Consider the following 20,530-nt stretch of genomic DNA (forward strand, 5'->3'; position numbering starts at 1 on the left):
GGTCGGCGGGGGGGCGCGCGCGGGGGGGGGGCCCGCCAACCGCCCTGGCCCCCCCGGGGCCCCTCCCGTTTGCGGGCCCGCCCGCGCGAATCCGGCAGCATCCAAATACCCCCAAGGTTGCACATCATCTCCCGGGTGGGAGGCGACATCTATCCTGACAGAGGGGGCTTCCGCGATCCGTGCGGGGCCGGTCGGGCTTACCACGTTCCACACGCGTACCATTTCTGAAGGACGTAGGCTCCGCCTTTCCGCCGGCAGTGCATCATCTGCGCGAGGGAATAGGACGCTCCCCCGACCTGACTGCTTACCTTTTGGTTCATGCCTGTCAGCCTCTTTGGCATGTTGCCTATCACGACGGCTCAACAGCGGTTCACCTCAGTTAGCCTTATCCTTCAACCCCAGCTCCCGACCACCTTGAGGCTGGTAGTCGCAACCTCACCTCACGGTTCGGTTGCCCGCGGATCAGGCGGAGGCCACAGTGTCCCGAGCGCTTCGCACCCCGGGGTTACCCCCAACGCACGGCTCGGTAGGGTACCGGTGGCAGAACACCGGATCGAGCTCCTTGATCAATACGCGTGCGACCTCGTGTCGCACGTCCCCGATAGGCGTCGGCGCGGGCGTATGGCCGCAGTGGCGAAGGGGTCGCCGTGGACCACAGGTCCACGAGATCCCGGAGCCGCGTAGGCCATATGCAAGCGCGTCCGACACGCCGTCAAGCCATTTGAGGGAGTGGTGCGAAGCCGGCCTCGCGCGTGCGAGAGGTCGGCGTAGCGCCACGGACGCAGGGCGAATCGGGGCGAAAAGGCTGTCGCCGAGCGCAGTCATTTTGGGACAGGGATGTCCCAAAATTTATCACGAGCACGGCGACACTCCGGGCTGGACCGCCCAGCTGCACCACGACAACCTCGCGGTGACGCTGCTTGCCGGCAGCGCCACCCCGGTGCCGTCCTACCCGAGCGTGCGGCGCTATTTGAAAGCCCGGGGGATGGTGCGCCGCGCCACGCCCAAGCGCGACACCGCCGCTGCCCTGGCGGCACGTGATCACCTGGAACAGCGCGAGGTGCGCAGCTTCGAGGTCGAGCACGTCGCGGCCCTGTGGCATCTGGATTTCCACCACGGCTCGCGCAAGGTGTTGACCGCGGCCGGAGCCTGGATCACCCCGCTGCTGCTCGGCGTCATTGGCAACGGGGCCAGGGCTTCGAGTTCCTCGGCTACCGCTTCGAAGGCGCTCGAGGCTGGGTGCGCAAGAAGAGCCGCAACGCCCTCAAGGACAAGATTCGAGCCCGCACGCGACGCAACCGCGGGGACAGCCTGGCCTGTATCATCGCCGAGCTTAACCCGGTGCTCAAAGGCTGGTTCGGCTACTTCAAGCACGCCTATCGCACGGAATTCCCAAGCATCGACGGCTTCGTGCGCCGCCGCCTGCGCGCGATCTTGCGTCGGCACGCGCACCGCGAAGGCCGTCTCGGTCATTCCCAGCAGGATCATCAACGCTGGCCCAATGCCTTCTTCGCTGCGCAAGGGCTGTTCACCCTGACGACAGCTCATGCCCAGGCGAGCCAATCCCGATGAGGAAACAACCGACCGGAGAGCCGTGTGCAGGAAAACTGCCCGCACGGTTCGGAGGGAGGGGAGGCGAGAGCCTTCCCTACCCCTATCGGATTGAGCGGCTGACCCGACCCGACGTCGCTCGGCCGAGCGATGAAGCCGGCGCCTCGACCTCCTCTCTGGTATAAGCTTCCCTGGAAATCGCCTTATTTCACTCGCGCGGCTCCTCTGTATCCTGATTTTCGGATCCATCCTTGCCTTCTTCAATGCGTGTCCAAGTGCCGGGCAGGGCCAGGTCGTCGGCACCGAGATCGCCCTCGATCACGGGTGCGAGCAGGCCGTAGGCGACCCGCCAGCGCACCGCGCCGACCTGAACCGCGGCGGTCTTTTGATTGAGCTTGGTCACTTCGCCGAAATGCTCTTCGCCTCGGCGGTCTCTGAAGGCGACACGGTCGCCCACCTTGACGCTGTTGCGGTCCAGGCCGCGCGGCTTGGTCGGGGCGATATCGATGTCCCGTCCTTCGAGATTGATCAGGTAGAAAGGGATGGTCCAGCGCTTGCCGTCCTCGAGGTCTTCGACCAGGGCGCGGGTGCGGTTGATCTGCAGCACCCGGGCCTGGACCAGGCGATTGTCGTCCCCCTTGAGCCAACTGACCTCTTGGCCGACGCGCAGCGCCTGCTTCGCGGCGCGGATGCGTGCCGGGTCTTCGAGCTGATACCGGAGTGTCGCGTCTGCGCTCGTGATACCCGTCGGGTCGATCCCTCGCCGACGGGACTCGCGCAGGGCGACAACCTTCTCAGCCCGGGCCGTCCCGCTCCGGGTCGCTGCTCCGCCTCGAGTAGCGCCGTTGGCGCACTCGGGCTGCGCACGACCCTACGACGAATGACTCTACGGCGTGTGTGACTGCGCTTTGCATATTGCCTTCACGACGAAGGACTCACGTCCTTCGTCATTACGGCAATACGCACGCGCACACGCCTACCCGGGACTACCGGCCTCGCGCTTTGCGCTTCCCTGGCCGGCAGCGGCGGATGGCCGTGTTGAGGCGGTAGAGATCGAAGAGGCTGGCCTCGTTCAGCGCTTTAAGGATGCTGGTGTAATCCATGCGGTGTGTCTCGCTGTGCTGTTGCTGCGATCCGGAGTGGGCGAAGGCGATTTCCGGGAATCTTCGTACCAATCCCCCGCAAGCGGGCTTCTACCGAGCCGGGCGTGTAGGAGCCCGCTTGCGGGCGACGTCTCGGGGATCAGCGGGATCAAGGCTCCACTCAGAGGCTCTGCGTCTTCATCCCTTCGCTGGCTTCCGGAGTACGATGGGTTGTTGGTGCGGCAATTTTGAGGAACCGCCTAAGGCGTTAGGGGGCTAAGCGTCTCCTTTGCCGCGTCGCTGGCGGCGGCGGAGCAGATAGATGTCCATGAGCCAGCCCTTCTTTTCGCGTACGGCGGCCTTGGTCGCGAGGAGATCGTCCGACACCTCGTCGACCGGCCCGGAGACCAGGATCTCGTCGGGGCAGCCGAGATAGCCGGCCCAATACACGTCCATGTCCTGGCCCTTGAAGCGCTGGAAGGAGGCGTTGTAGTCGAGCATGACCACGGCGTTGTCGAGATCGGCGGGGTCGCAGTTCTCGGCGTGGCGACCCGTGGTGATGGTGATGCTCTCGCCCACGCGGTTCATGGGGATCTTGTGGCGGGCGGTGAGCATCTGGACCGAGGTGATGCCGGGGATGATCTCGAAGTCCAGCGTGCCGCCGGAGGAGGCTGCCAGGTCGGCGACGAGGCTGACGGTTTGGTCATAGATGCCGGGGTCGCCCCACAGCAGTAAGGCCCCGCTTTGCCCCTCTTCCAGCTCCTCGTCGACGAGGCGCTCGAAAAGCGCGCGCTTTTCGTCGTGCCAGACCTTGACGCCTTCCTTGTAGCCGTCGGCCTCCATGCGACGCTGGGGGCTGGTCGCGATGACGACGCGATAGCCGGATTCGCCGAGGTAGTGGGTCAGGATGTGCTCGCGCATCTGCAGGAGCGCTTCCTTGCCCTTGCCTTCCTTTTCGAGCATGAAGAAGACGTCGGTCCGCTTGAGTGTCTCGATGGCTTGGATGGTGAGGTATTCGGGTCCGCCGGGACCCATACCGATGAGATACAGCTTCTTCATGGTCTCTCGAGAGGTTGCGGTGGATGAGCGCGTCGCGCGGCGGTGTCTGCAGGTTCCGCAGGGCGGCCGACACGGGCGAGGCGAGCGCGCTGCCGAGCAGTGACGGCAGCGTTGCGGCGATGACTGTCAGCGTGGCGATTCTACCGAGTCATTGGTATGATCGGCGACTTGATCTCGATTGCGCTCATCCCGCTCGGGAGTTGCTGATTAACCCCTTCCACTTGAAGGTTGCTTGAGCCGGCAGGACTGACGCATCCTCACTGTGGCGGATGTGCCGCTTCCGTGCGCCGCGTCCATGCCAGGCCGTTCTTGAAAACCCGGAGCTGACAATGCGAATCCTTTTTGTCCACCCGAACTATAGCGCCGGTGCCGCCGATATCGCTGGCAACTGGTCGCCGGCTTGGGTCGCCTACCTTGCTGGTTACCTGAAGTCTGGCGGCTACGAGGACTACCACTTCGTCGACGCCCTGGTGGACAAACTGGACGAGGAGCAGCTGCGCGTCGCCATCCGTGACGCCAAGGCCGACATCGTCGCGACCACGGCCATGACGCCGATGATCTACGCCGCGCAGCGCGTCCTGCAGATTGCGAGGGAAGAATGCCCGAACGCCATCACGGTGCTCGGCGGTATTCATGGCACCTTCATGTTCCAGCAGGTGCTGTCCGAGGCCCCCTGGATCGACGTCATCGTGCGCGGTGAGGGCGAGGCCGTCACCCTGAGCCTGGTCCGCTGCATCGATGAAGGTCGCTGGCCGGAAGAGCGTGAGAAGGTCCAGGGCATCGCCTATCTGGACGAGAGCAATCAGGTGGTCGCCACCCCGGCGGAGCCGTCCATCAAGGACGTCGACTCCATCTGGCCGGACTGGGGCATCCTGGACTGGAAGAAGTACATCTACATCCCGCTCGGCGTGCCGGTTGCGACGCCCAACATGGCGCGCGGCTGCCCCTTCACCTGTAGCTTCTGCTCGCAATGGAAGTTCTGGCGCGACTACCGCGTGCGCAGCCCCAAGCGCATGGTCGACGAGATCGAGGAGCTGGTGAAGGTCCATGGCGTCGGCTTCTTCATCCTTGCCGACGAAGAGCCGCAGATCAACAAGGCCAAGTTCGTCGAGTTCTGTCAGGAGCTGATCGACCGCGATCTGGGCATCCATTGGGGCATCAACACCCGTGTGACCGACGTCATGCGCGACGAGGACCTGCTGCCCTTCTACCGCAAGGCCGGCCTGGTCCACATCTCGCTCGGCACCGAGGCCGCCGCTCAGCTCAACCTCGACCGCTTCGTCAAAGAGACCACGATCGAGCAGAACAAGCGCGCCATCCAGCTGCTGCAGCAGAATGGTATCGTGACCGAGGCGCAGTTCATCGTCGGCCTCGAGAACGAGACCCGGGAGACCCTGGAAGAGACCTACCAGATGGTCATGGACTGGGGCGCCGACATGGCCAACTGGTCGATGTACACGCCCTGGCCTTTCTCCGACATGTTTGCCGAGATGGGCGACAAGGTCGAGGTCTTCGACTATTCGAAGTACAACTTCGTCTCGCCGATCATGAAGCCGGACAACATCGACCGCGCCGAGCTGCTCGACGGCGTCATGGCCAACTACCGGCGCTTCTACATGAAGCGGATGTTTTTCCAGTACCCCTGGGTGAAGGATCCCTTCCGCCGCAAGTATCTGATCGGCTGCATCAAGGCCTTCCTCAAGAGCGCCATGGAGCGTCGCTTCTATCAGCTGGGCAAGCAGAACTACTGGGGTCCGCTGTTCAAGAAGTTCATCAAGTTCGACTACGACAAGGATCGCTCGAAGATCGTCGAGCCGGATCACAACGCCTGGAAGAAGGCGCCGCCGGCCAAGCGTCCAGCGGTCAGCGCTGTGGGTGCGGCTCCGCAGGCCTGCGGTGGCCCCAAGGCCTGCGGCGGCGGCGATCAGCAGATGACCGAAGAGCAGATCAAGCAGTACGAAAACGCCTGATCCGCTCTCGGGACTCCGAGGCATCCGCCAGGACGCGGGGCCTGCATCCCTTGGGTGCAGGCCCCGCGTGCGTTTAAGAGGAAACTTTTTCCTCGCTTTCGCCGTCAAGGAACTGGGGAGCGGGGTAGGGTGGACAAGCGCAGCGCAGTCCACCAGCGCTGGCACGGAGCTCGGTGGACTTCGCTCTCGAGACTGTGAAGACATTCTGCGTAGGTTGGGCTGAGGTACGAAGCCCAACATGGCGGCTAGCCTAACGCTCTGATTGTTGGGCCTCCTGCGTCGGCCCAACCTACACCAATCTGCGATCTTCGCGGTGCGCTTGGATTACTCTCACAGTCTCTCTCGCTCGTCCACCCTACATCCTGACAACTGACAACTGATTTCCCATGCCCGATTCCGCCCCCGCCATCAAGCTCGATCTGCCTCCTCTGCGTGACCATGCCCAACGTCGCGCCCGCGTCCTCATGATCCAGGGCACCGCCTCGGATGTCGGCAAGAGCATGCTGGTCGCTGGGCTCTGCCGCGCTTACGCGCGCCGAGGTCTGGTCGTCCGGCCCTTCAAGGCGCAGAACATGAGCAATAACGCCGCGGTGACCACGGATACGGACGCCGCGCCGGGGCCAGACGGCGAGCAGCCGCGCGGCGAGATCGGCCGCGCGCAGGCGCTTCAGGCGCGGGCCTGCGGGGTGCAGCCGTCGATTCACATGAACCCGGTGCTCTTGAAGCCGCAGACCAACGTGGGCTCTCAGGTGGTGCTGCGCGGGCGGGCGCTAGGCAACTGCCCGGCGCGCGTCTATCACGAGATGCGCCAGGGGCTGATGCCGGCGGTGCTGGATAGCTTCGAGCGCCTCTGTGCGGAGGCCGACCTGGTGCTGGTCGAGGGCGCGGGGAGCGGGGCGGAAATCTATCTGCGCCACTGCGACATCACCAATATGCATTTCGCCGAGCGCGCGGAGGTGCCCGTGGTGGTGCTCGGCGACCTGGACAAGGGCGGGACCATGGCCTCCTTGGTCGGCACCTGGCTGCTGCTGGATCAGGCCGATCGCGACCGGGTCGTCGGCTACATCGTCAACAAGTTCCGCGGCGACTTCTCGCTCTTCGAGCCGGCCTGCGACACCATCACCGAGATCACCGGCTGGCCCTTCCGGGGCGTGGTGCGCTGGTTCGAGGGTGCCGCGCGCCTGCCGGCCGAGGACTCGCTCGCCTTGGAGCGTCCGGCGGAGACCAGCGGCGGGACGCTCAACATCGCCATTCCGCGCCTGTCGCGTGTCGCCAACTTCGACGACATGGATCCGCTGGCCGCCGAGCCGACGGTCAACCTGCGCTGGATCAACCCTGGGCAGCCCATTCCGGCCGAGACGGACGTGGTCATCCTGCCCGGCTCCAAGGCGACGCGCGCCGACCTGGAGGTGCTGCGCCGCGAGGGCTGGGACATCGACATCAAGGCCCATGTGCGGCGTGGCGGCCGTGTGGTCGGGCTTTGCGCGGGCTATCAGATGATGGGGTGCGTGGTGCGCGATCCGCAGGGCATCGAGGGCGATCCCGGTGAGACGCCAGGGCTGGGTCTGCTCGACATCGAGACCGAGATCGGCGCCGACAAGCGCCTGATCGAGATCGCCGGCAAGGAGCAGCGGAGCGACTGCCAGGTCAGCGGCTACGAAATGCACATGGGCCGCACGACGGGCGCGGGCCTGGAGCGGCCCTGGCTGCTGCTCGAGGACGGCTCGGGCGGCGTTCGCCCGGAAGGCGCCATGACTGCGGACGGGCGCGTCATGGGCGGTTATCTGCACGGTATCTTCGGCGCCGACGACTTCCGTGCCCACTGGCTCGAGCAGGTCGGCGCCCAGGCGGCGCGGATCGATTTCGAGGCGAGGATCGAGGCGGCCCTCGACGAGCTGGCAGAGCACTGCGAGGCCTGTCTGGATTTGGATGCCTTGTTCGAGCTGGCGCGCTGAGAGCGTTCAGGTGTCTTTGGGGCACATGATCGATGTGCCTTGTGTCCTGAGCACGGTGAGCTATTGGAGGGTAAGGCTCTCGGTTCTTGGGCGTGCAGAAAGCGCATCGTCACGGCTTCCCGCTGCGGCATAGACTTGGAGACATGCGTTACTGACCGAGATTGCCATAGCAGATGATATCGAGCACCTGATTCTGGAGCAGTTCCGCGCGCTGCGAAATCAGATCGCGTCCTTGCAGACGGAGATGCACTCGGAATTCAGCGACGTCAAGCATCGCATCAACCGTCTGGAGTCGGCCGTCGCCGGGATTCGGCGCGACGAAGCGGGGACAGCGGAGGATATCGCGCGGCAGCAAGCGGCGATCGACGCGCTGAACGAGCGCCTCCATCGAATCGAGCGGCGGTTGGAGATCATTAGCGAGTGAGGCTTTGGGCATGGCCGCGGCGGCGGTGGCACTTCATGCCTGTACGTTGAGCTCCACATCCTCATAGACATCCGCCAGTGAAAACCCAATCTCCAGCCCGCCGCACTCCAGGCGAAGCTCGCCTTCTTCCTCGACGACCTGATGTCGCCAGGCCCCGCCCGATCCAAGGCTGTAGAGCTCGGCCTGACGCCGCTCCTGACTGACCAGCATGTAGTATCGAAGTGCGGGGAGTGTGCGATAGGCGATGAGTTTTTCACGCCGGTCGATGGCCTCTGTCGAGGGCGATAGAACCTCCGCGATGAGGCAGGGCGCTTGTTTGTAGAGGGATTCGCGGTCGTCCCGATCGCAGGTCAGGACCACGTCCGGGTAATAGAAGGCATCATGAGTCTCGATCCGGACCTTCATATCTGCCACGAAGGCGCCGCAGGGCGTGCCGCGTGTGACTGACCGGATATGGAAGAAGAGGTTGCCCGCGATGCGGTTGTGCGCCTCCCCAGCGCCCGGCATGGCAAACAGCTGACCCGCGACGTACTCGTGGCGGATATCGCTGGCCTGCTCGGCGATCAGATATTCCTCGGGATCCAGGTAGGGTTCTTGGGCGGCAAGGCTCATGGCGGCACCTCGGATTCGACTTGGACGTCTACGCCTAGTATAACCACTGACCTGAAGCGACCATGCAGCCCAAAGACACGACCAGCCAGCAGGCCTACAAGGGCTTCACCAACGCGGATTGCCCCTTTATCCCTTGTCATCAAGGGGTCAAGCGAGAATTCAACTGCCTTTTCTGTTATTGTCCCCTGATTGCTTTCGAGTGTCCCGGACCCTATCGGGTCTATACCGACAAGCATGGGCTGAGGCGCAAGGACTGCTCCCGCTGTCGCCTCCCTCACGACGGCTATCACGCCTCCTGGTCCTTCATTCAAAAATGGCTGGAGCGGCCTCGGGTCTGGGACGGGCGCGAGCAGAGCGAGCCCTATCGCGACGCCGGACGAGCGCGATAGGCCCACCGAGAAGGGCAGGCTAGAGGGCGCATCTCGGTGCTGGACGGCTCGCTTCCATCGCGAAGGGCTCCTTAGATCGGCCTTTCCTCACAAAATGTCTCAATGCGCGTGATCGAGCGTCGCCTGGCTCCCCGGCGGCCGCGGGTCGTTTGGTTGCGTCGCCCAGAACCGGAATCCGCGAGCTTTCATGTCTGATTCAGTCTCCTTGCTGCACCGGCGTCTCGCCGAATCCATCCTCATCCTCGACGGTGCCATGGGCACCATGATCCAGCGTCACGGCCTGACCGAGGCCGACTATCGCGGCGAGCGTTTCGCGGACTGGCCGAGCGACCTCAAGGGCAACAACGATTTGCTGGTGCTCACACGGCCGGATGTGATTCGCGGGATCCACGAGGAATACCTGAAGGCCGGTGCCGACATCATCGAGACCAACAGCTTCAATGGTACCCGCATCGCCATGGCCGACTACGGCATGGAGGCGCTGGCCTACGAGATCAACGTCGCCGCGGCGCGGCTGGCGCGCGAGGCCGCCGAGAAGCACAGCACGGCGGACAAGCCGCGCTTCGTCGCCGGTATCCTCGGCCCGACCAACCGCACGGCCTCCATCTCGCCGGACGTCAACGATCCCGGCAAGCGCAACATCGACTTCGACACCCTGGTCGCGGCCTATGCCGAGTCGACCCGCGGGCTGATCGAGGGCGGCGCCGACATCATCCTCATCGAGACCATCTTCGACACCCTGAACGCCAAGGCGGCCATCTTCGCCGTCAAGCAGGTGTTCGACGAGGACGGGGTCGAGCGCCCGATCATGCTCTCAGGCACCATCACGGACCAGTCCGGGCGCACCCTGACGGGGCAGACGACGGAGGCCTTCTACAACTCGCTACGCCATGCCGAGCCGCTGAGCATCGGCCTCAACTGCGCCCTAGGCCCCAGCGAGCTGCGTCCCTATGTCGAGGAGCTGTCGCGCATCGGCGAGTGCATGATCTCCGCCCACCCCAACGCCGGCCTGCCGAACGAGCTGGGCGGCTATGACCTCGGGCCGGAGCAGATGGCGGAGGAGGTCGCCGACTGGGCGCGCAGCGGCTTCCTCAACATCATCGGCGGCTGCTGTGGCACCACCCCGGACCATATTCGCGCCATGGCCCAGGCCGTCGAGGGCATGGCCCCGCGCGTCAAGCCGAGCATTGCCCCGGCCTGCCGGCTTTCCGGGCTGGAGCCCTGCAACATCACCGCCGAGTCCTTCTTCGTCAACGTCGGCGAGCGGACCAATGTCACTGGCTCCGCCCGCTTCAAGCGGCTGATCAAGGAAGAGGACTACGACACGGCCCTCAGCGTCGCGCTCGAGCAGGTCGAGAACGGCGCCCAGGTTATCGACGTCAACATGGACGAAGGCCTGCTTGACGCGGTCGCGGCCATGCGCCGCTTCCTCAACCTGTCCGCGGCCGAGCCCGACATCGCCAGGGTCCCGGTGATGATCGACTCCTCCAAGTGGGAGGTCATCGAGACCGGGCTCAAGTGCTGCCAGGGCAAGCCCATCGTCAACTCCATCTCGCTGAAAGAGGGCGAGGAGAGGTTCATCGAGCAGGCGCGCCTGTGCCGGCGCTATGGCGCGGCGGTCATCGTCATGGCCTTCGACGAGGTCGGCCAGGCCGACACCCAGGCGCGCAAGGTCGAGATCTGCACCCGGGCCTACAGGCTGCTGACCGAGCAGGTCGGATTCCCGGCCGAAGACATCATCTTCGACCCCAACATCTTCGCCGTCGCCACCGGCATCGACGAGCACAACAACTACGCCGTCGACTTCATCGAGGCGACGCGCCAGATCAAGCAGACGCTGCCGCACGCCCAGGTCTCAGGCGGTGTCTCCAATGTCTCCTTCTCCTTCCGCGGCAACAACCCGGTGCGCGAGGCGATCCACGCCGTCTTCCTCTACCACGCCATCAAGGCGGGTATGGACATGGGGATCGTCAACGCGGGCCAGCTCGCCATCTATGACGACCTGCCCGAGGAGCTGCGCGAGGCGGTCGAGGATGTCATCCTCAACCGCCGTGACGACGGCACCGAGCGGCTGCTCGACATCGCGCCCAAGTATCAGGGCGACGGCTCGGCCGGCCCGCGCCAGGAAGATCAGGAGTGGCGCAGCTGGTCGGTGGAGGAGCGGCTCAAGCACTCACTGGTCAAGGGCATCACGGACTATATCGATGCCGACACCGAGGAGGCGCGCCAGGCGCTCGGGCGTCCGCTGCTGGTCATCGAGGGTCCGCTGATGGCCGGCATGAACTATGTCGGCGACCTCTTCGGCGAGGGCAAGATGTTCCTGCCCCAGGTGGTCAAGTCGGCGCGCGTCATGAAGAAGGCCGTCGCCTATCTGCAGCCCTTCCTGGAGGAGGAGAAGGCCGCGACGGGCGGCGAGGCGTGCAGCAACGGCAAGTTCCTGATCGCGACCGTCAAGGGCGACGTGCACGACATCGGCAAGAACATCGTCGCCGTGGTCCTGCAGTGCAACAGCTATGAGGTGATCGACATCGGCGTCATGGTGCCGGCCGAGACCATCCTCCAGCGCGCCAAGGAGGAGCAGGTCGACGTCATCGGGCTCTCCGGACTCATCACGCCGTCGCTCGACGAGATGGTGCATGTCGCCAAGGAGATGGCGCGTCAGGGCATCGATGTCCCCTTGCTGATCGGCGGCGCGACGACCTCCAAGCTGCACACGGCGGTGAAGATCGCACCCCAGCGCGAGCAGCCGGTGATCTATGTCCCGGACGCCTCGCGCGCCGTGGGCGTGGTCTCCAATCTGCTCAGCGCCGAGCAGCGCGCGTCCTATGTCGCCGGTATCCGAGACGAGTACGAGCGCATGCGCGTCGAGCGTGCCTCACGCGGCGCCACGCGTAAGTCGATGGCGATCAAGGAGGCGCGCGCCAACAAGGTGCCCGTCGACTGGTCCGCCTATCGGCCGCAGCGGCCCGCGCTGCTGACGCCAGAAACGGACGCTCGGGGGTTGAGCGATCTGCCGTTCGAGATCCAGCTCGAGCGCGCGGGCGACGCGGTCATCGCGACCATCGACGGTTTCCCGCTGGACGACCTGGTCGGCACCATCGACTGGCTGCCCTTCTTCAAGGCGTGGGAGCTGGCCGGCAGCCGCTTCCCGGACATCCTGGACGACGCGATCGTCGGTCAGGAGGCACGCAAGCTCTACGACGACGCCCAGAAGCTCCTCGACCAGCTGGTGCGCGAGCGTTGGCTCGGGGCGCGCTGCGTCCTCGGCTTCTTCCCAGCCAGCTCGGTCGATGACGACGATATCCTGCTCTACAAGGATGAGGCATGCACCCAGGTTGCGGCCCGGCTGCACAATCTGCGTCAGCAGATGGCGCGTGCGTCCGGCGGCAAGCAGCCGAACCTCTGCCTGAGCGATTTCATCGCCCCGGTCGAGAGCGGCCAGTCCGATTGGCTCGGCGCCTTCGCGGTGACCGCCGGGGTCGGCATCGAGGAGCACCTGGCGCGCTTCGAGGCGGATCACGACGACTACAGCGCCATCATGCTCAAGGCGCTCGCCGACCGTCTGGCCGAGTCCTTCGCCGAGCGCCTGCATCAGCTGGTGCGCACCCGCTTCTGGGGCTACGCATCGGACGAGCAGCTCGACAACGCCGCGCTCATCGCCGAGAAGTACCAGGGCATCCGCCCCGCGCCCGGCTACGCCGCCTGCCCGGACCACACCGAGAAGGGCACCCTCTGGGAGCTGCTGGAGCCGAACCGGCGTATCGGCGTCACCCTCACCGAGAGCTTCGCCATGATGCCCACGGCGTCTGTGTCCGGCTGGTTCTTCTCGCACCCGCAGGCGCGCTACTTCGGTACCGGCAAGGTCCAGAAGGACCAGGTCGAGGACTATGCGGCGCGCAAGGGCATGACCGTCGCGGAAGCGGAGCGCTGGCTCGCGCCCGTGCTTGGCTATGACACCTGATTCGGTGAGCGGCCAGCCTCCAGCTCCCAGCTGCCAGCTCTTGGTCAGCGGCGCAGGCGTAGGGTGGACAAGCGAGAGCGCAGTCCACCGAATCCCCTGCCGGCGCTGGTGGACTGCGCTGCGCTTGTCCACCCTACGGGTTGGCAGCGATACCGATCATGGCTGATCGGACGGGTGCGATCCTGGTCACCGGCCCGGCCCGCAGCGGCAAGAGCGAGTGGGCGGAGCGGCTGGCCGCCGACTCAGGCCGGCCGGTGCTCTATGTCGCGACGGCCCGAGAGGATCCGGACGACGCCGATTGGTCCGCGCGGATCTCGGCCCATCGCGCCCGACGACCGTCGGATTGGGAGACGCTCTGCGTGCCGACCGAGCTGGAGGTCGAGATCCGAGCGCACGCCGAGTCGAATGCCTGCCTGCTGATCGACTCGCTCGGGACCTGGGTGGCGAATCTGCTGGAGCTGGACGATGAGACCTGGCAGATGCGCGTCGAGCGGCTGCTGAGCTCCCTCGCGCACTGTTCTGCGCCCGTCATCCTGGTGGCCGAGGAGACTGGCTGGGGCGTCATCCCGGCCTATCCGATCGGGCGTCAGTTCCGCGATCGGCTCGGCGGCCTGACCCGACGGCTCGGTCCGTGCTGCTCGGCCGTCTATCTGGCTGCGGGCGGGCATGTCCTCGACCTCGCCCGCCTTGGGACGCCTCTGGACTGAGCGGCCTTGAGCGGTCTACAGAGGTCTCCCCCAGGTTCCCAAAGATGGGAGCGCCGCCCCGGCGCGACGGGCGTCCGGCCGCGGCGAGGCACGGCTCCCACCCGATTGGCGCTGGTCCTGGCGCTCTGCGCCTTCTCGGCCCAGGCCGCGCTGCCGACGGTCGTCAGCACCGACCTCTGCTCCGACTTCCTGCTGCTCCAAATCGCCGCCCCGCAACAAATCCTCTCGGTCTCGCGCCAGAGCCAGGATCCGCGTGTCTCCCCGGTGGCCGAGCTGGCCCGGCGTTATCCGGCGAACCGGGGCAGCGTCGAGGATCTGCTCTATCTCAAGCCGGACATCGCCTTGGTCTATTCGGGCTGGGCCGCAAAGCGACACGCCGCTCTCCTTGCCACAGAGGGCACCCGTCTCATTGCCGTGCCTTATCCGCGCGACTGGTCGGACACACTCGGCACGACGCGCGAGATTGCCGCCAAAATCGGACGCGCCGAGGTGGGCGAGGCCAAGGCCGCGGACGCCGAGCAGCGGATGCGTGTCCTGGCGGCGCGAGCGCGGCCCTACCGCATGCTCTATCTGCGGCCCAATGGCGGCACGGCGGGGCAGGGCACCTATGTCGATGACGTCATTGCCCGACTCGGCTTGCGGAATCTTGCCGCAGAGCAAGGCCTGTCCGGCTGGGGGCGCTTTCCCCTGGAGCGGCTCGTCACCGCTCCGCCGGATGTCTTCCTACTTGGCTACTTCGATCGCACCCGCTCCAAGACGGGCTCGGCCTATGGTCGTCATCCGCTGCTCAGGGGCCTGTTGGAGCGAGCTCCCAGCATCCGCATCCCGGGAAACGCCTGGGGATGCGGTGGGCTCGAGCTGGTCGGTGCTGCCGAGCAGATTGCGGCGCAGCTGGATCGGCTGACGCTGGGCGCGATGCCGGCGCGGGGAGACTGATCGCTTGACCTCGATGGACGGCGCCTCTCCGCGCGGACCCTTGACCCTGAATCTGCTGCTGCTCGGGCTGCTGCTGGCGCTCAGTCTGGTCTCGCTGCGCTTCGGCAGCGCGCCGCTCTCGCTCGGCGAGGTGGTCGGCGGCCTGCTCGGCACCGGGCCGGAGGAGCACCGGCTGATCGTGCAGCAGATTCGGCTGCCGCGCGTCGCCCTGGCATGGCTGGTCGGGCTGGCGCTGGGGGCCTCGGGTGCCGCGCTGCAGGGGCTCCTGCGCAACCCCTTGGCCGAGCCGGGTCTGCTCGGGATCTCGTCGAGTGCTGGCTTGGGCGCGGTCCTGGTGCTCTATTTTGGTGTGACCGCAATCAGCCTCTGGATACTGCCCGCCGCGGCCATGGCCTTCGCCCTGGTGGCGACCCTGCTCCTCTACGCCCTGACGCGGGCTGGCTCGAACAACCTGACCCTGATCCTTGCCGGCGTCGCCTTGTCCTCCCTGGCCGGGGCGCTGACCTCGCTGGCCCTGAATCTCGCGCCCGATCCGGGCGGCGTGCAGGATATCGTGCTCTGGCTCCTCGGCTCGATCAGCGATCTTAGCTTCGAGGAGGTGCGGCTCTGTCTGCCCTTTGTACTGCTTGGGCTTGGCCTCCTGCTCATGGCCGCGCCCGCGCTCGATGTCCTCAGCCTGGGTGAGGCCGAGGCCGCGACGCTCGGCGTCGATCTGCGACGGTTGCGCGGGCTCATCATCTTCGGCTCGGCCCTGAGCGTCGGGGCCACGGTCGCCGTCACCGGGACCATCGGCTTCGTGGGATTGGTGGTCCCGCACCTGCTGCGGCGCTTCGTCGCCTATCGGCCGGGGCGCCTCCTCCTCGCGAGCGCTCTGGGTGGCGCTCTGCTGGTGCTTGCGGCCGATATCGCTCTGCGGCTGCTCGACACGCCGCGCGAGCTGATGCTCGGGGTGGTCACCGCCCTGGTCGGCGCGCCCTTCTTCCTCGGCCTGGTGCTGCGCTCGCGGAGGGATTTGCTGTGAGCCGGCTCAGGATCGACCGGCTCGCGGTCCGCCTGGGCGGCAAGACGCGTCTGCGCGACCTGTCGTTGGCGGTTGACGCAGGTGAGCTCTTCGGGCTCATTGGCCCCAATGGTGCCGGCAAGAGCACCCTGGTGAAGGCCGCCGCCCAGTTGCTCCCCTATCAGGGGCGGATTCGGTTGGACGGCCAGGACCTGGCCGGGCTCGAGGCTCCGGAGCGCGCACGCCGCATTGCCTACCTGAGCCAGGGCGATGTCGTGCAATGGCCGATCACCGTCGAGGATTTGGTCGCGCTCGGCCGTCACCCCTACCGCGGCAGCTGGTGGCGTGGTGCTGGGGCGCCGAGCGCCGAGGACCGCGCCGCCGTCGAGGCGGCCCTGCAGGCCACAGACATCGCGCACCTGAGGCAGCGCAAGGTAACCGAGCTGTCGGGTGGCGAGCGCGCACGGGCCCGGCTGGCGCGGGTGCTGGCCGTTCAGGCCCCACTGATCTTGGCCGACGAGCCGGTCGCCGCGCTGGATCCGAGACACCAGCTCCAGGTCATGAGGCTCCTGCGCCAGCACTGCGATCGCGGCGGGAGCCTGATCCTGGTGCTGCACGATCTCACGCTGGCAAGCCGCTTCTGCGATCGGCTCTTGCTGCTGCACCAGGGCGAGCGGATCGCGCTGGGGGCGCCCGCGGAGGTGCTGACCGCCGAGAGCCTGCGCTCGGTCTACGGGATCCGTGCCGTCACGGGGGCGCATGACGGGCAAGGCTATGTGCTTCCTTGGGCCTGCGAGTCTCCCGCCTCGGGCGGAGCCTGATCCTCGGCCGCCGCCCCGAGCCCCCGGCAGCGCGCAACCGCGATGGTCACGCCCTTGCCGTCGGGTCCGATGTGGCCTTGTTTCTTCAAGAGCAGCTCAGGGCTCGCGGCGGCCAACAGGGCTGCAGCTTCGGCCACGCTCGGCGTTCCGACTGCGGCGGCGACCGAGTCCGAGGGATTGGGGACCCTGACGGCCGCGAGTTCCTCTGGCGCGTAGAATCGGAGCCGCCAGCCGCGGCGGCGTGCAAGCTCCAGCAGCGCGGGCGCCTCCGCCTTGCGCTGGTGGCTCGCGATGCAGCGGACCTCGACCTGGCCGAGCTCGGCGAGCGCGGCCTCGATCGCCGCTGCCAGTGTGGCGAGCGCGACTCCACGTTGGAAGCCGAGTCCGATGCAGACCGGGATTGCCCGCGTCATGGGAATGCTGGGAGCGGCGTCTCGCCGCGAACTGCGGAGCGGGGCTCGTCGCGCCGGGGCGGCGCTCCCACAGAAATGCGCGCCGTCGCTCGAGGTCGTCGCGAGCGGGTTTCGAAGATCCCGGAATGTTTGCCGTTTCTGTTCATGCTAGAGGCCCTAGGAACACGCCCGATGCCGTCTCTGTCTACCCGCTACTGCCCTGCGCTCTTTCTCACCGCCTGCTCCTCGGGGCAGGGCAAGACGACCCTGGTCGCCGCGCTCGCCCGCTACCACCATCGACTGGGCCGTCGCGTGCGGGTCTTCAAAACAGGCCCCGACTTCCTGGATCCGATGATTCTGGCTCGGGCCAGTGGCGCGGAAGTGGATCCCCTCGACCTCTGGATGGTCGGCGAGCAGGGCTGCCGGAGCAAGCTCTACCAGGCCGCTGGCGAGGCGGATCTCATCCTGGTCGAGGGTGCCATGGGGCTCTTCGACGGGACGCCCTCGGGCGCGGATCTCGCCGAGACCTTCGGGCTTCCGGTGGCGGCCCTGATCGATGCCAAGGGCATGGGGCAGACCTTCGGGGCCTTGGCGCTCGGCCTGGCGAGCTATCGGCCCACACTCAGGTTTCACGGCGTCCTGGCCAACCAGGTCGCGAGCGCGCGTCATGAAGAGATGCTTCGATCCGGGATGCCGGAAGCCGTCCCCTATCTGGGGAGGCTTCCGCGCCTGGCCGAGGCGGCCCTGCCCAGTCGTCATCTCGGCTTGGTGCAAGCCGCCGAGATCGCGGATCTCGAGCAGCGTCTGGAGGCCGTCGCAGACCGGATCGGCGAGACGGCGCTGGCCGAGCTGCCGGACCCCATCGCCTTCCAGCCCCCGGCCGAGCGGCCCGCGCTACCCCGCTTGCTCGCGGGGCAACGCATCGCGGTGGCGCGGGATGCCGCCTTCTCCTTCATCTACGAGGACAACCTGAGGTTGTTGGAGACTCTGGGGGCCGAGCTGAGCGTCTTCTCGCCCCTCGTCGACTGCGAGGTGGCGGCGGACGCCATCTACCTGCCGGGAGGCTATCCCGAGCTGCATCTCCAGGCCCTCTCCGAGAATGTCGCCATGCGGGAGGCGCTACGCGCGCACGTCACCGCCGGCCGCCCCATCTATGCCGAGTGCGGCGGGATGCTCTACCTGCTGGAGCGCCTAGCCGACAAGGCAGGCGTCGAGGCCGAGCTGGCTGGCCTCCTGCCGGGCGAGGCGCGCATGCAGCAGCGCCTCGCGGGCCTAGGGATGCAGGCGCTTGCGCTGCCTCAGGGCTGCCTGCGCGGGCACAGCTTCCATCACTCGAGGATGCAGAGCCGGGTCCAGCCAGCCGCCTTCGGCACGCGGCAGCGCGACGGCGAGCCGGGCGAGCCCTTCTACCGCCAGGGTCCAGTCAGGGCCAGTTATCTTCACCTCTACTTTCCCTCGGCGCCGGAAGCGGCCGCCGCGCTCTTCTTGCCTGACTGATCCGGCTCCGTCGAGTCCTCGGGTGACTCGGGCGAGGCATTCTCGAAGATCTCATCATGGGAGACCGACAGATCGAGACAGGCGATGCGGCACTCGCCCGAGTCCGCGGGGTAGGCATGGAAGAGCCATTCCGGATCCGTCGCGCGCCGGAAGCTCTCCACGCGGCGCGCTGGGATGTCGACCAGGATGTATTCCTGCAGCGCGGGCAGGGTGCGATAGGCCGCGAACTTGTCGCCGCGATCGAAGGCCGCGGTCGAATCCGAGAGCACCTCGACGATCAGGGTCGGGTGCTCGATGAAGCGGGTCGCGGCATGGTCGCGGGCGTCGCAGGAGACCATGACGTCCGGGTAGAAGAAGGCGTCCGCGGCTTCCACGCGGAGCCTGAGGTCGGAGATGTAGGCCTGGCAGGGACCGCCGCGCAGACGCTGCTTGAAGGCTGCGAAGAGGTTGCCGGCGACCACCACGTGATTGCGCCGTGCGCCGACCATCGCGAAGACCTCGCCGCGGAGGTACTCGTGCTTCTCGTCCTGCGCTTCTTCCCAAGCCAGATAGTGCTCGGCATCGAAGCCGATGTGCTCGGCGGGGCTGTTCATGGTGATCACCCGGTCGACAGAGACTTGCGTTGGTACTGAGTGCCAAGGCTAACGGATCCGGGCGCGTAAGCCCAATGCCGCAGTGGCGCGCGGGGGCACCCGGGCTTGAGCGAACGCCGGCCCTCGGGCCGCTACTCGGACCCTGGCTTCTCCGCCACCAGAATAGTCACCGGCATCGCCGTGCGCCAGCCGTCGAAGCGGCCGAGCGGGCTGGCGTGGGCGACCGAGATCCGTGTCAGCTCGCCGCCGATGCGCGCGCGCAATCCCACCAGAAAGGCCTCGCTCTGGATGGTGACGGCATTGGCGACTAGCCGGCCGCCCGGCTTGAGGGCCTGCCAGCAGCGCTCGGCGACGCCCTCGACCGTCAGGCCGCCACCGATGAAGATGGCATCCGGCGGCTCCAGCCCCTCTAGCACCCCGGGCGCGTGGCCGGCGACGAGCTGGAGATCCGGCACGCCAAGGCTCCTGCAGTTGCGTGCGATGCGCTCACGCCGTGCGGCATTGGGCTCGATGGCGATGGCGCGGCAGCCGTGGTCCGCGCGCATCCATTCGATGCCGATGGAGCCGCAGCCGGCGCCGACATCCCACAGCAGCTCGCCGGGGAGCGGCGCGAGTCGCGCCAGGGTCGCCGCCCGGACGTCGCGCTTGGTGAGCTGGCCGTCGTGCTCGAAGGCGTCGTCGGGGAGGGCGCCGCGCCGCGAGAGCGGTCGAGTCTCCGGGTCTGGGACGCATTCCACGGCGATGAGGTTGAGGGCGTCGCACAGGGGGTGCGGCCAGGCGGTGGCGGTGCCCTCCAGCCGCCGCTCGGCCGGGCCGCCGACGCGCTCGAAGACGCTGAGACGGCTGCGGCCGTAGCCCCTGGCCGCCAGGAGTAAGGCCAGTCGGGCCGGGGTGTCGCCGTCGGCGGACAGGACCAGCAAGCGGGCCCCAGGCGCCAGATGCAGGTTGACGCGCTCGAGCGGGCGCCCGTGGGCGGGGACCAGCTGCACGTCTTGGAGCGGCCAGCCTAGGCGTGCGGCCGCGAGCGACATGGAGGATGGGGCTGGGATGATCTGCATTTCATCCGCCGGCAGGCGCGCGGCGAGGCTGCCTCCGATGCCGAAGAGCATGGGGTCGCCGCTGGCGAGGATGCAAACCGGGTCGCCGCGATGCGCGAGGAGCTGGTCGTAGGCCGCGCTGAAGGGGCTGGGCCAGGGGCGCCGCTGCTGTCCCTCGCGCGCCGGGATCATGGCGAGGTGGCGCTCGCCGCCGAACAGGGTCCGGGCACTCGAGACGGCATGGCGAGCCGCCTCGCCGAGTCCGGCGAGCCCGTCCTCGCCGATGCCGACGATGGTCAGCCAGGCGCTCATGGTGTCTCGCATCGAGGTGCTGGAGGCTGCGGGCAATAAAAGTAGAGATCGTGAGCTGTCATTTAGTAGACCCTTGCCATGCTGGATGTTCAGATCCTGATGCCGCGGTCGTAGATACTCTGTTTCGAAGCAAGTCCAATTTGCGTCCAATCCATAAGAAAGCTCGATGGGCGTCGACATTGCTGCGGAGCCGAATCTCGCGCATCAGAGCCACTGTCTGGCTGAGCATTCC

The 20,530-nt window shown here is 66.8% G+C and carries 17 protein-coding genes and 1 pseudogene; 12 read left to right on the top strand and 6 right to left on the bottom strand.

What is annotated here, in order from left to right; genetic code table 11:
• Nucleotides 1–850: 850 nt before the first annotated feature.
• Both G3446_RS28340 and G3446_RS28805 read left to right on the top strand, forming a co-directional pair.
• A pseudogene (locus G3446_RS28340) lies at nucleotides 851–1,195 on the top strand (IS481 family transposase); the annotation flags it as partial.
• 44 nt (nucleotides 1,196–1,239) lie between these two features.
• A complete protein-coding gene (locus tag G3446_RS28805) occupies nucleotides 1,240–1,572 on the top strand; it encodes a group II intron maturase-specific domain-containing protein (protein ID WP_342450183.1) in 333 nt (110 codons plus the stop codon).
• A gap of 187 nt (nucleotides 1,573–1,759) precedes the next feature.
• On the opposite strand, the gene G3446_RS21700 is transcribed toward G3446_RS28805, so the two are convergent.
• Nucleotides 1,760–2,158 carry a hypothetical protein gene (locus G3446_RS21700; protein WP_164455220.1) on the bottom strand — a complete coding sequence of 133 codons (399 nt, stop codon included), beginning with the start codon at nucleotides 2,156–2,158 and terminating at the stop codon, nucleotides 1,760–1,762.
• A gap of 751 nt (nucleotides 2,159–2,909) precedes the next feature.
• On the bottom strand, nucleotides 2,910–3,692 hold the full coding sequence (gene cobF, locus G3446_RS21705) for a precorrin-6A synthase (deacetylating) (RefSeq protein WP_164455222.1): 783 nt from the start codon (nucleotides 3,690–3,692) through the stop codon (nucleotides 2,910–2,912).
• Between the two features lie 329 nt (nucleotides 3,693–4,021).
• Here cobF and bchE point away from each other — a divergent pair, with 329 nt between their 5' ends.
• From bchE to G3446_RS21720, 3 genes are all read left to right on the top strand, one after another.
• The gene (gene bchE / locus G3446_RS21710; protein WP_164455224.1) at nucleotides 4,022–5,662 is read left to right on the top strand and encodes a magnesium-protoporphyrin IX monomethyl ester anaerobic oxidative cyclase; all 1,641 of its coding nucleotides are present in this window, start codon (nucleotides 4,022–4,024) and stop codon (nucleotides 5,660–5,662) included.
• Nucleotides 5,663–6,048: 386 nt separating this feature from the next.
• A complete protein-coding gene (locus G3446_RS21715; protein ID WP_164455226.1) occupies nucleotides 6,049–7,617 on the top strand; it encodes a cobyric acid synthase in 1,569 nt (522 codons plus the stop codon).
• Nucleotides 7,618–7,861: 244 nt separating this feature from the next.
• Nucleotides 7,862–8,041 carry a hypothetical protein gene (locus tag G3446_RS21720; RefSeq protein WP_164455228.1) on the top strand — a complete coding sequence of 60 codons (180 nt, stop codon included), beginning with the start codon at nucleotides 7,862–7,864 and terminating at the stop codon, nucleotides 8,039–8,041.
• Between the two features lie 33 nt (nucleotides 8,042–8,074).
• Here the strand turns inward: G3446_RS21720 and G3446_RS21725 are convergent, their stop codons facing one another.
• Complete coding sequence (locus tag G3446_RS21725; RefSeq protein ID WP_164455230.1) at nucleotides 8,075–8,653, bottom strand: Uma2 family endonuclease; 579 nt, start codon at nucleotides 8,651–8,653, stop codon at nucleotides 8,075–8,077.
• Nucleotides 8,654–8,715: 62 nt separating this feature from the next.
• Between G3446_RS21725 and G3446_RS21730 the strand changes: the two genes are divergently transcribed.
• The 6 genes from G3446_RS21730 (at nucleotide 8,716) to G3446_RS21755 (ending at nucleotide 16,467) form a co-directional block, all read left to right on the top strand.
• Entirely contained in the window at nucleotides 8,716–9,042 is a 327-nt protein-coding gene (locus G3446_RS21730) for a cysteine-rich small domain-containing protein (protein ID WP_164455232.1), read from the top strand.
• A 187-nt stretch (nucleotides 9,043–9,229) separates the two neighbouring features.
• A complete protein-coding gene (metH, locus tag G3446_RS21735; protein ID WP_164455234.1) occupies nucleotides 9,230–13,003 on the top strand; it encodes a methionine synthase in 3,774 nt (1,257 codons plus the stop codon).
• A gap of 158 nt (nucleotides 13,004–13,161) precedes the next feature.
• Nucleotides 13,162–13,710, top strand: coding sequence for a bifunctional adenosylcobinamide kinase/adenosylcobinamide-phosphate guanylyltransferase (gene cobU, locus G3446_RS21740; protein WP_164455236.1), 549 nt, complete (start codon nucleotides 13,162–13,164; stop codon nucleotides 13,708–13,710).
• 105 nt (nucleotides 13,711–13,815) lie between these two features.
• Nucleotides 13,816–14,646 carry an ABC transporter substrate-binding protein gene (locus G3446_RS21745; RefSeq protein WP_164455238.1) on the top strand — a complete coding sequence of 277 codons (831 nt, stop codon included), beginning with the start codon at nucleotides 13,816–13,818 and terminating at the stop codon, nucleotides 14,644–14,646.
• A 13-nt stretch (nucleotides 14,647–14,659) separates the two neighbouring features.
• Nucleotides 14,660–15,667, top strand: a complete 1,008-nt coding sequence (locus G3446_RS21750) for a FecCD family ABC transporter permease (protein WP_164455251.1) — start codon at nucleotides 14,660–14,662, stop codon at nucleotides 15,665–15,667.
• Nucleotides 15,664–16,467 carry an ATP-binding cassette domain-containing protein gene (locus tag G3446_RS21755; RefSeq protein WP_164455240.1) on the top strand — a complete coding sequence of 268 codons (804 nt, stop codon included), beginning with the start codon at nucleotides 15,664–15,666 and terminating at the stop codon, nucleotides 16,465–16,467. Before G3446_RS21750 ends, G3446_RS21755 begins: the two co-directional genes overlap by 4 nt.
• Here the strand turns inward: G3446_RS21755 and G3446_RS21760 are convergent.
• On the bottom strand, nucleotides 16,419–16,880 hold the full coding sequence (locus G3446_RS21760) for a cobalamin biosynthesis protein (protein ID WP_164455243.1): 462 nt from the start codon (nucleotides 16,878–16,880) through the stop codon (nucleotides 16,419–16,421). The two genes, G3446_RS21755 and G3446_RS21760, sit on opposite strands and share 49 nt — an antisense overlap.
• A 171-nt stretch (nucleotides 16,881–17,051) precedes the next feature.
• On the opposite strand from G3446_RS21760, the gene G3446_RS21765 reads away from it, so the two are divergent.
• On the top strand, nucleotides 17,052–18,356 hold the full coding sequence (locus G3446_RS21765) for a cobyrinic acid a,c-diamide synthase CobB (protein ID WP_164455245.1): 1,305 nt from the start codon (nucleotides 17,052–17,054) through the stop codon (nucleotides 18,354–18,356).
• Here the strand turns inward: G3446_RS21765 and G3446_RS21770 are convergent.
• On the bottom strand, nucleotides 18,305–18,949 hold the full coding sequence (locus tag G3446_RS21770; protein ID WP_164455247.1) for a Uma2 family endonuclease: 645 nt from the start codon (nucleotides 18,947–18,949) through the stop codon (nucleotides 18,305–18,307). The two genes, G3446_RS21765 and G3446_RS21770, sit on opposite strands and share 52 nt — an antisense overlap.
• A 131-nt stretch (nucleotides 18,950–19,080) precedes the next feature.
• On the bottom strand, nucleotides 19,081–20,298 hold the full coding sequence (gene cbiE / locus G3446_RS21775) for a precorrin-6y C5,15-methyltransferase (decarboxylating) subunit CbiE (RefSeq protein ID WP_164455249.1): 1,218 nt from the start codon (nucleotides 20,296–20,298) through the stop codon (nucleotides 19,081–19,083).
• Between the last annotated feature and the right edge of the window lie 232 nt (nucleotides 20,299–20,530).

Source organism: Thiorhodococcus minor (assembly GCF_010820565.1).
In the GTDB taxonomy this organism is placed as follows: domain Bacteria; phylum Pseudomonadota; class Gammaproteobacteria; order Chromatiales; family Chromatiaceae; genus Thiorhodococcus; species Thiorhodococcus minor.

Bases quoted from the DNA above. Each gene is read 5' to 3' on its own strand.
- cobF (WP_164455222.1), bottom strand. From the start codon at position 3,692: ATGAAGAAGCTGTATCTCATCGGTATGGGTCCCGGCGGACCCGAATAC.
- bchE (WP_164455224.1), top strand. From the start codon at position 4,022: ATGCGAATCCTTTTTGTCCACCCGAACTATAGCGCCGGTGCCGCCGAT.
- G3446_RS21715 (WP_164455226.1), top strand. From the start codon at position 6,049: ATGCCCGATTCCGCCCCCGCCATCAAGCTCGATCTGCCTCCTCTGCGT.
- G3446_RS21720 (WP_164455228.1), top strand. From the start codon at position 7,862: ATGCACTCGGAATTCAGCGACGTCAAGCATCGCATCAACCGTCTGGAG.
- G3446_RS21725 (WP_164455230.1), bottom strand. From the start codon at position 8,653: ATGAGCCTTGCCGCCCAAGAACCCTACCTGGATCCCGAGGAATATCTG.
- G3446_RS21730 (WP_164455232.1), top strand. From the start codon at position 8,716: ATGCAGCCCAAAGACACGACCAGCCAGCAGGCCTACAAGGGCTTCACC.
- metH (WP_164455234.1), top strand. From the start codon at position 9,230: ATGTCTGATTCAGTCTCCTTGCTGCACCGGCGTCTCGCCGAATCCATC.
- cobU (WP_164455236.1), top strand. From the start codon at position 13,162: ATGGCTGATCGGACGGGTGCGATCCTGGTCACCGGCCCGGCCCGCAGC.
- G3446_RS21750 (WP_164455251.1), top strand. From the start codon at position 14,660: ATGGACGGCGCCTCTCCGCGCGGACCCTTGACCCTGAATCTGCTGCTG.
- G3446_RS21760 (WP_164455243.1), bottom strand. From the start codon at position 16,880: ATGACGCGGGCAATCCCGGTCTGCATCGGACTCGGCTTCCAACGTGGA.
- G3446_RS21765 (WP_164455245.1), top strand. From the start codon at position 17,052: ATGCCGTCTCTGTCTACCCGCTACTGCCCTGCGCTCTTTCTCACCGCC.
- G3446_RS21770 (WP_164455247.1), bottom strand. From the start codon at position 18,949: ATGAACAGCCCCGCCGAGCACATCGGCTTCGATGCCGAGCACTATCTG.
- cbiE (WP_164455249.1), bottom strand. From the start codon at position 20,298: ATGAGCGCCTGGCTGACCATCGTCGGCATCGGCGAGGACGGGCTCGCC.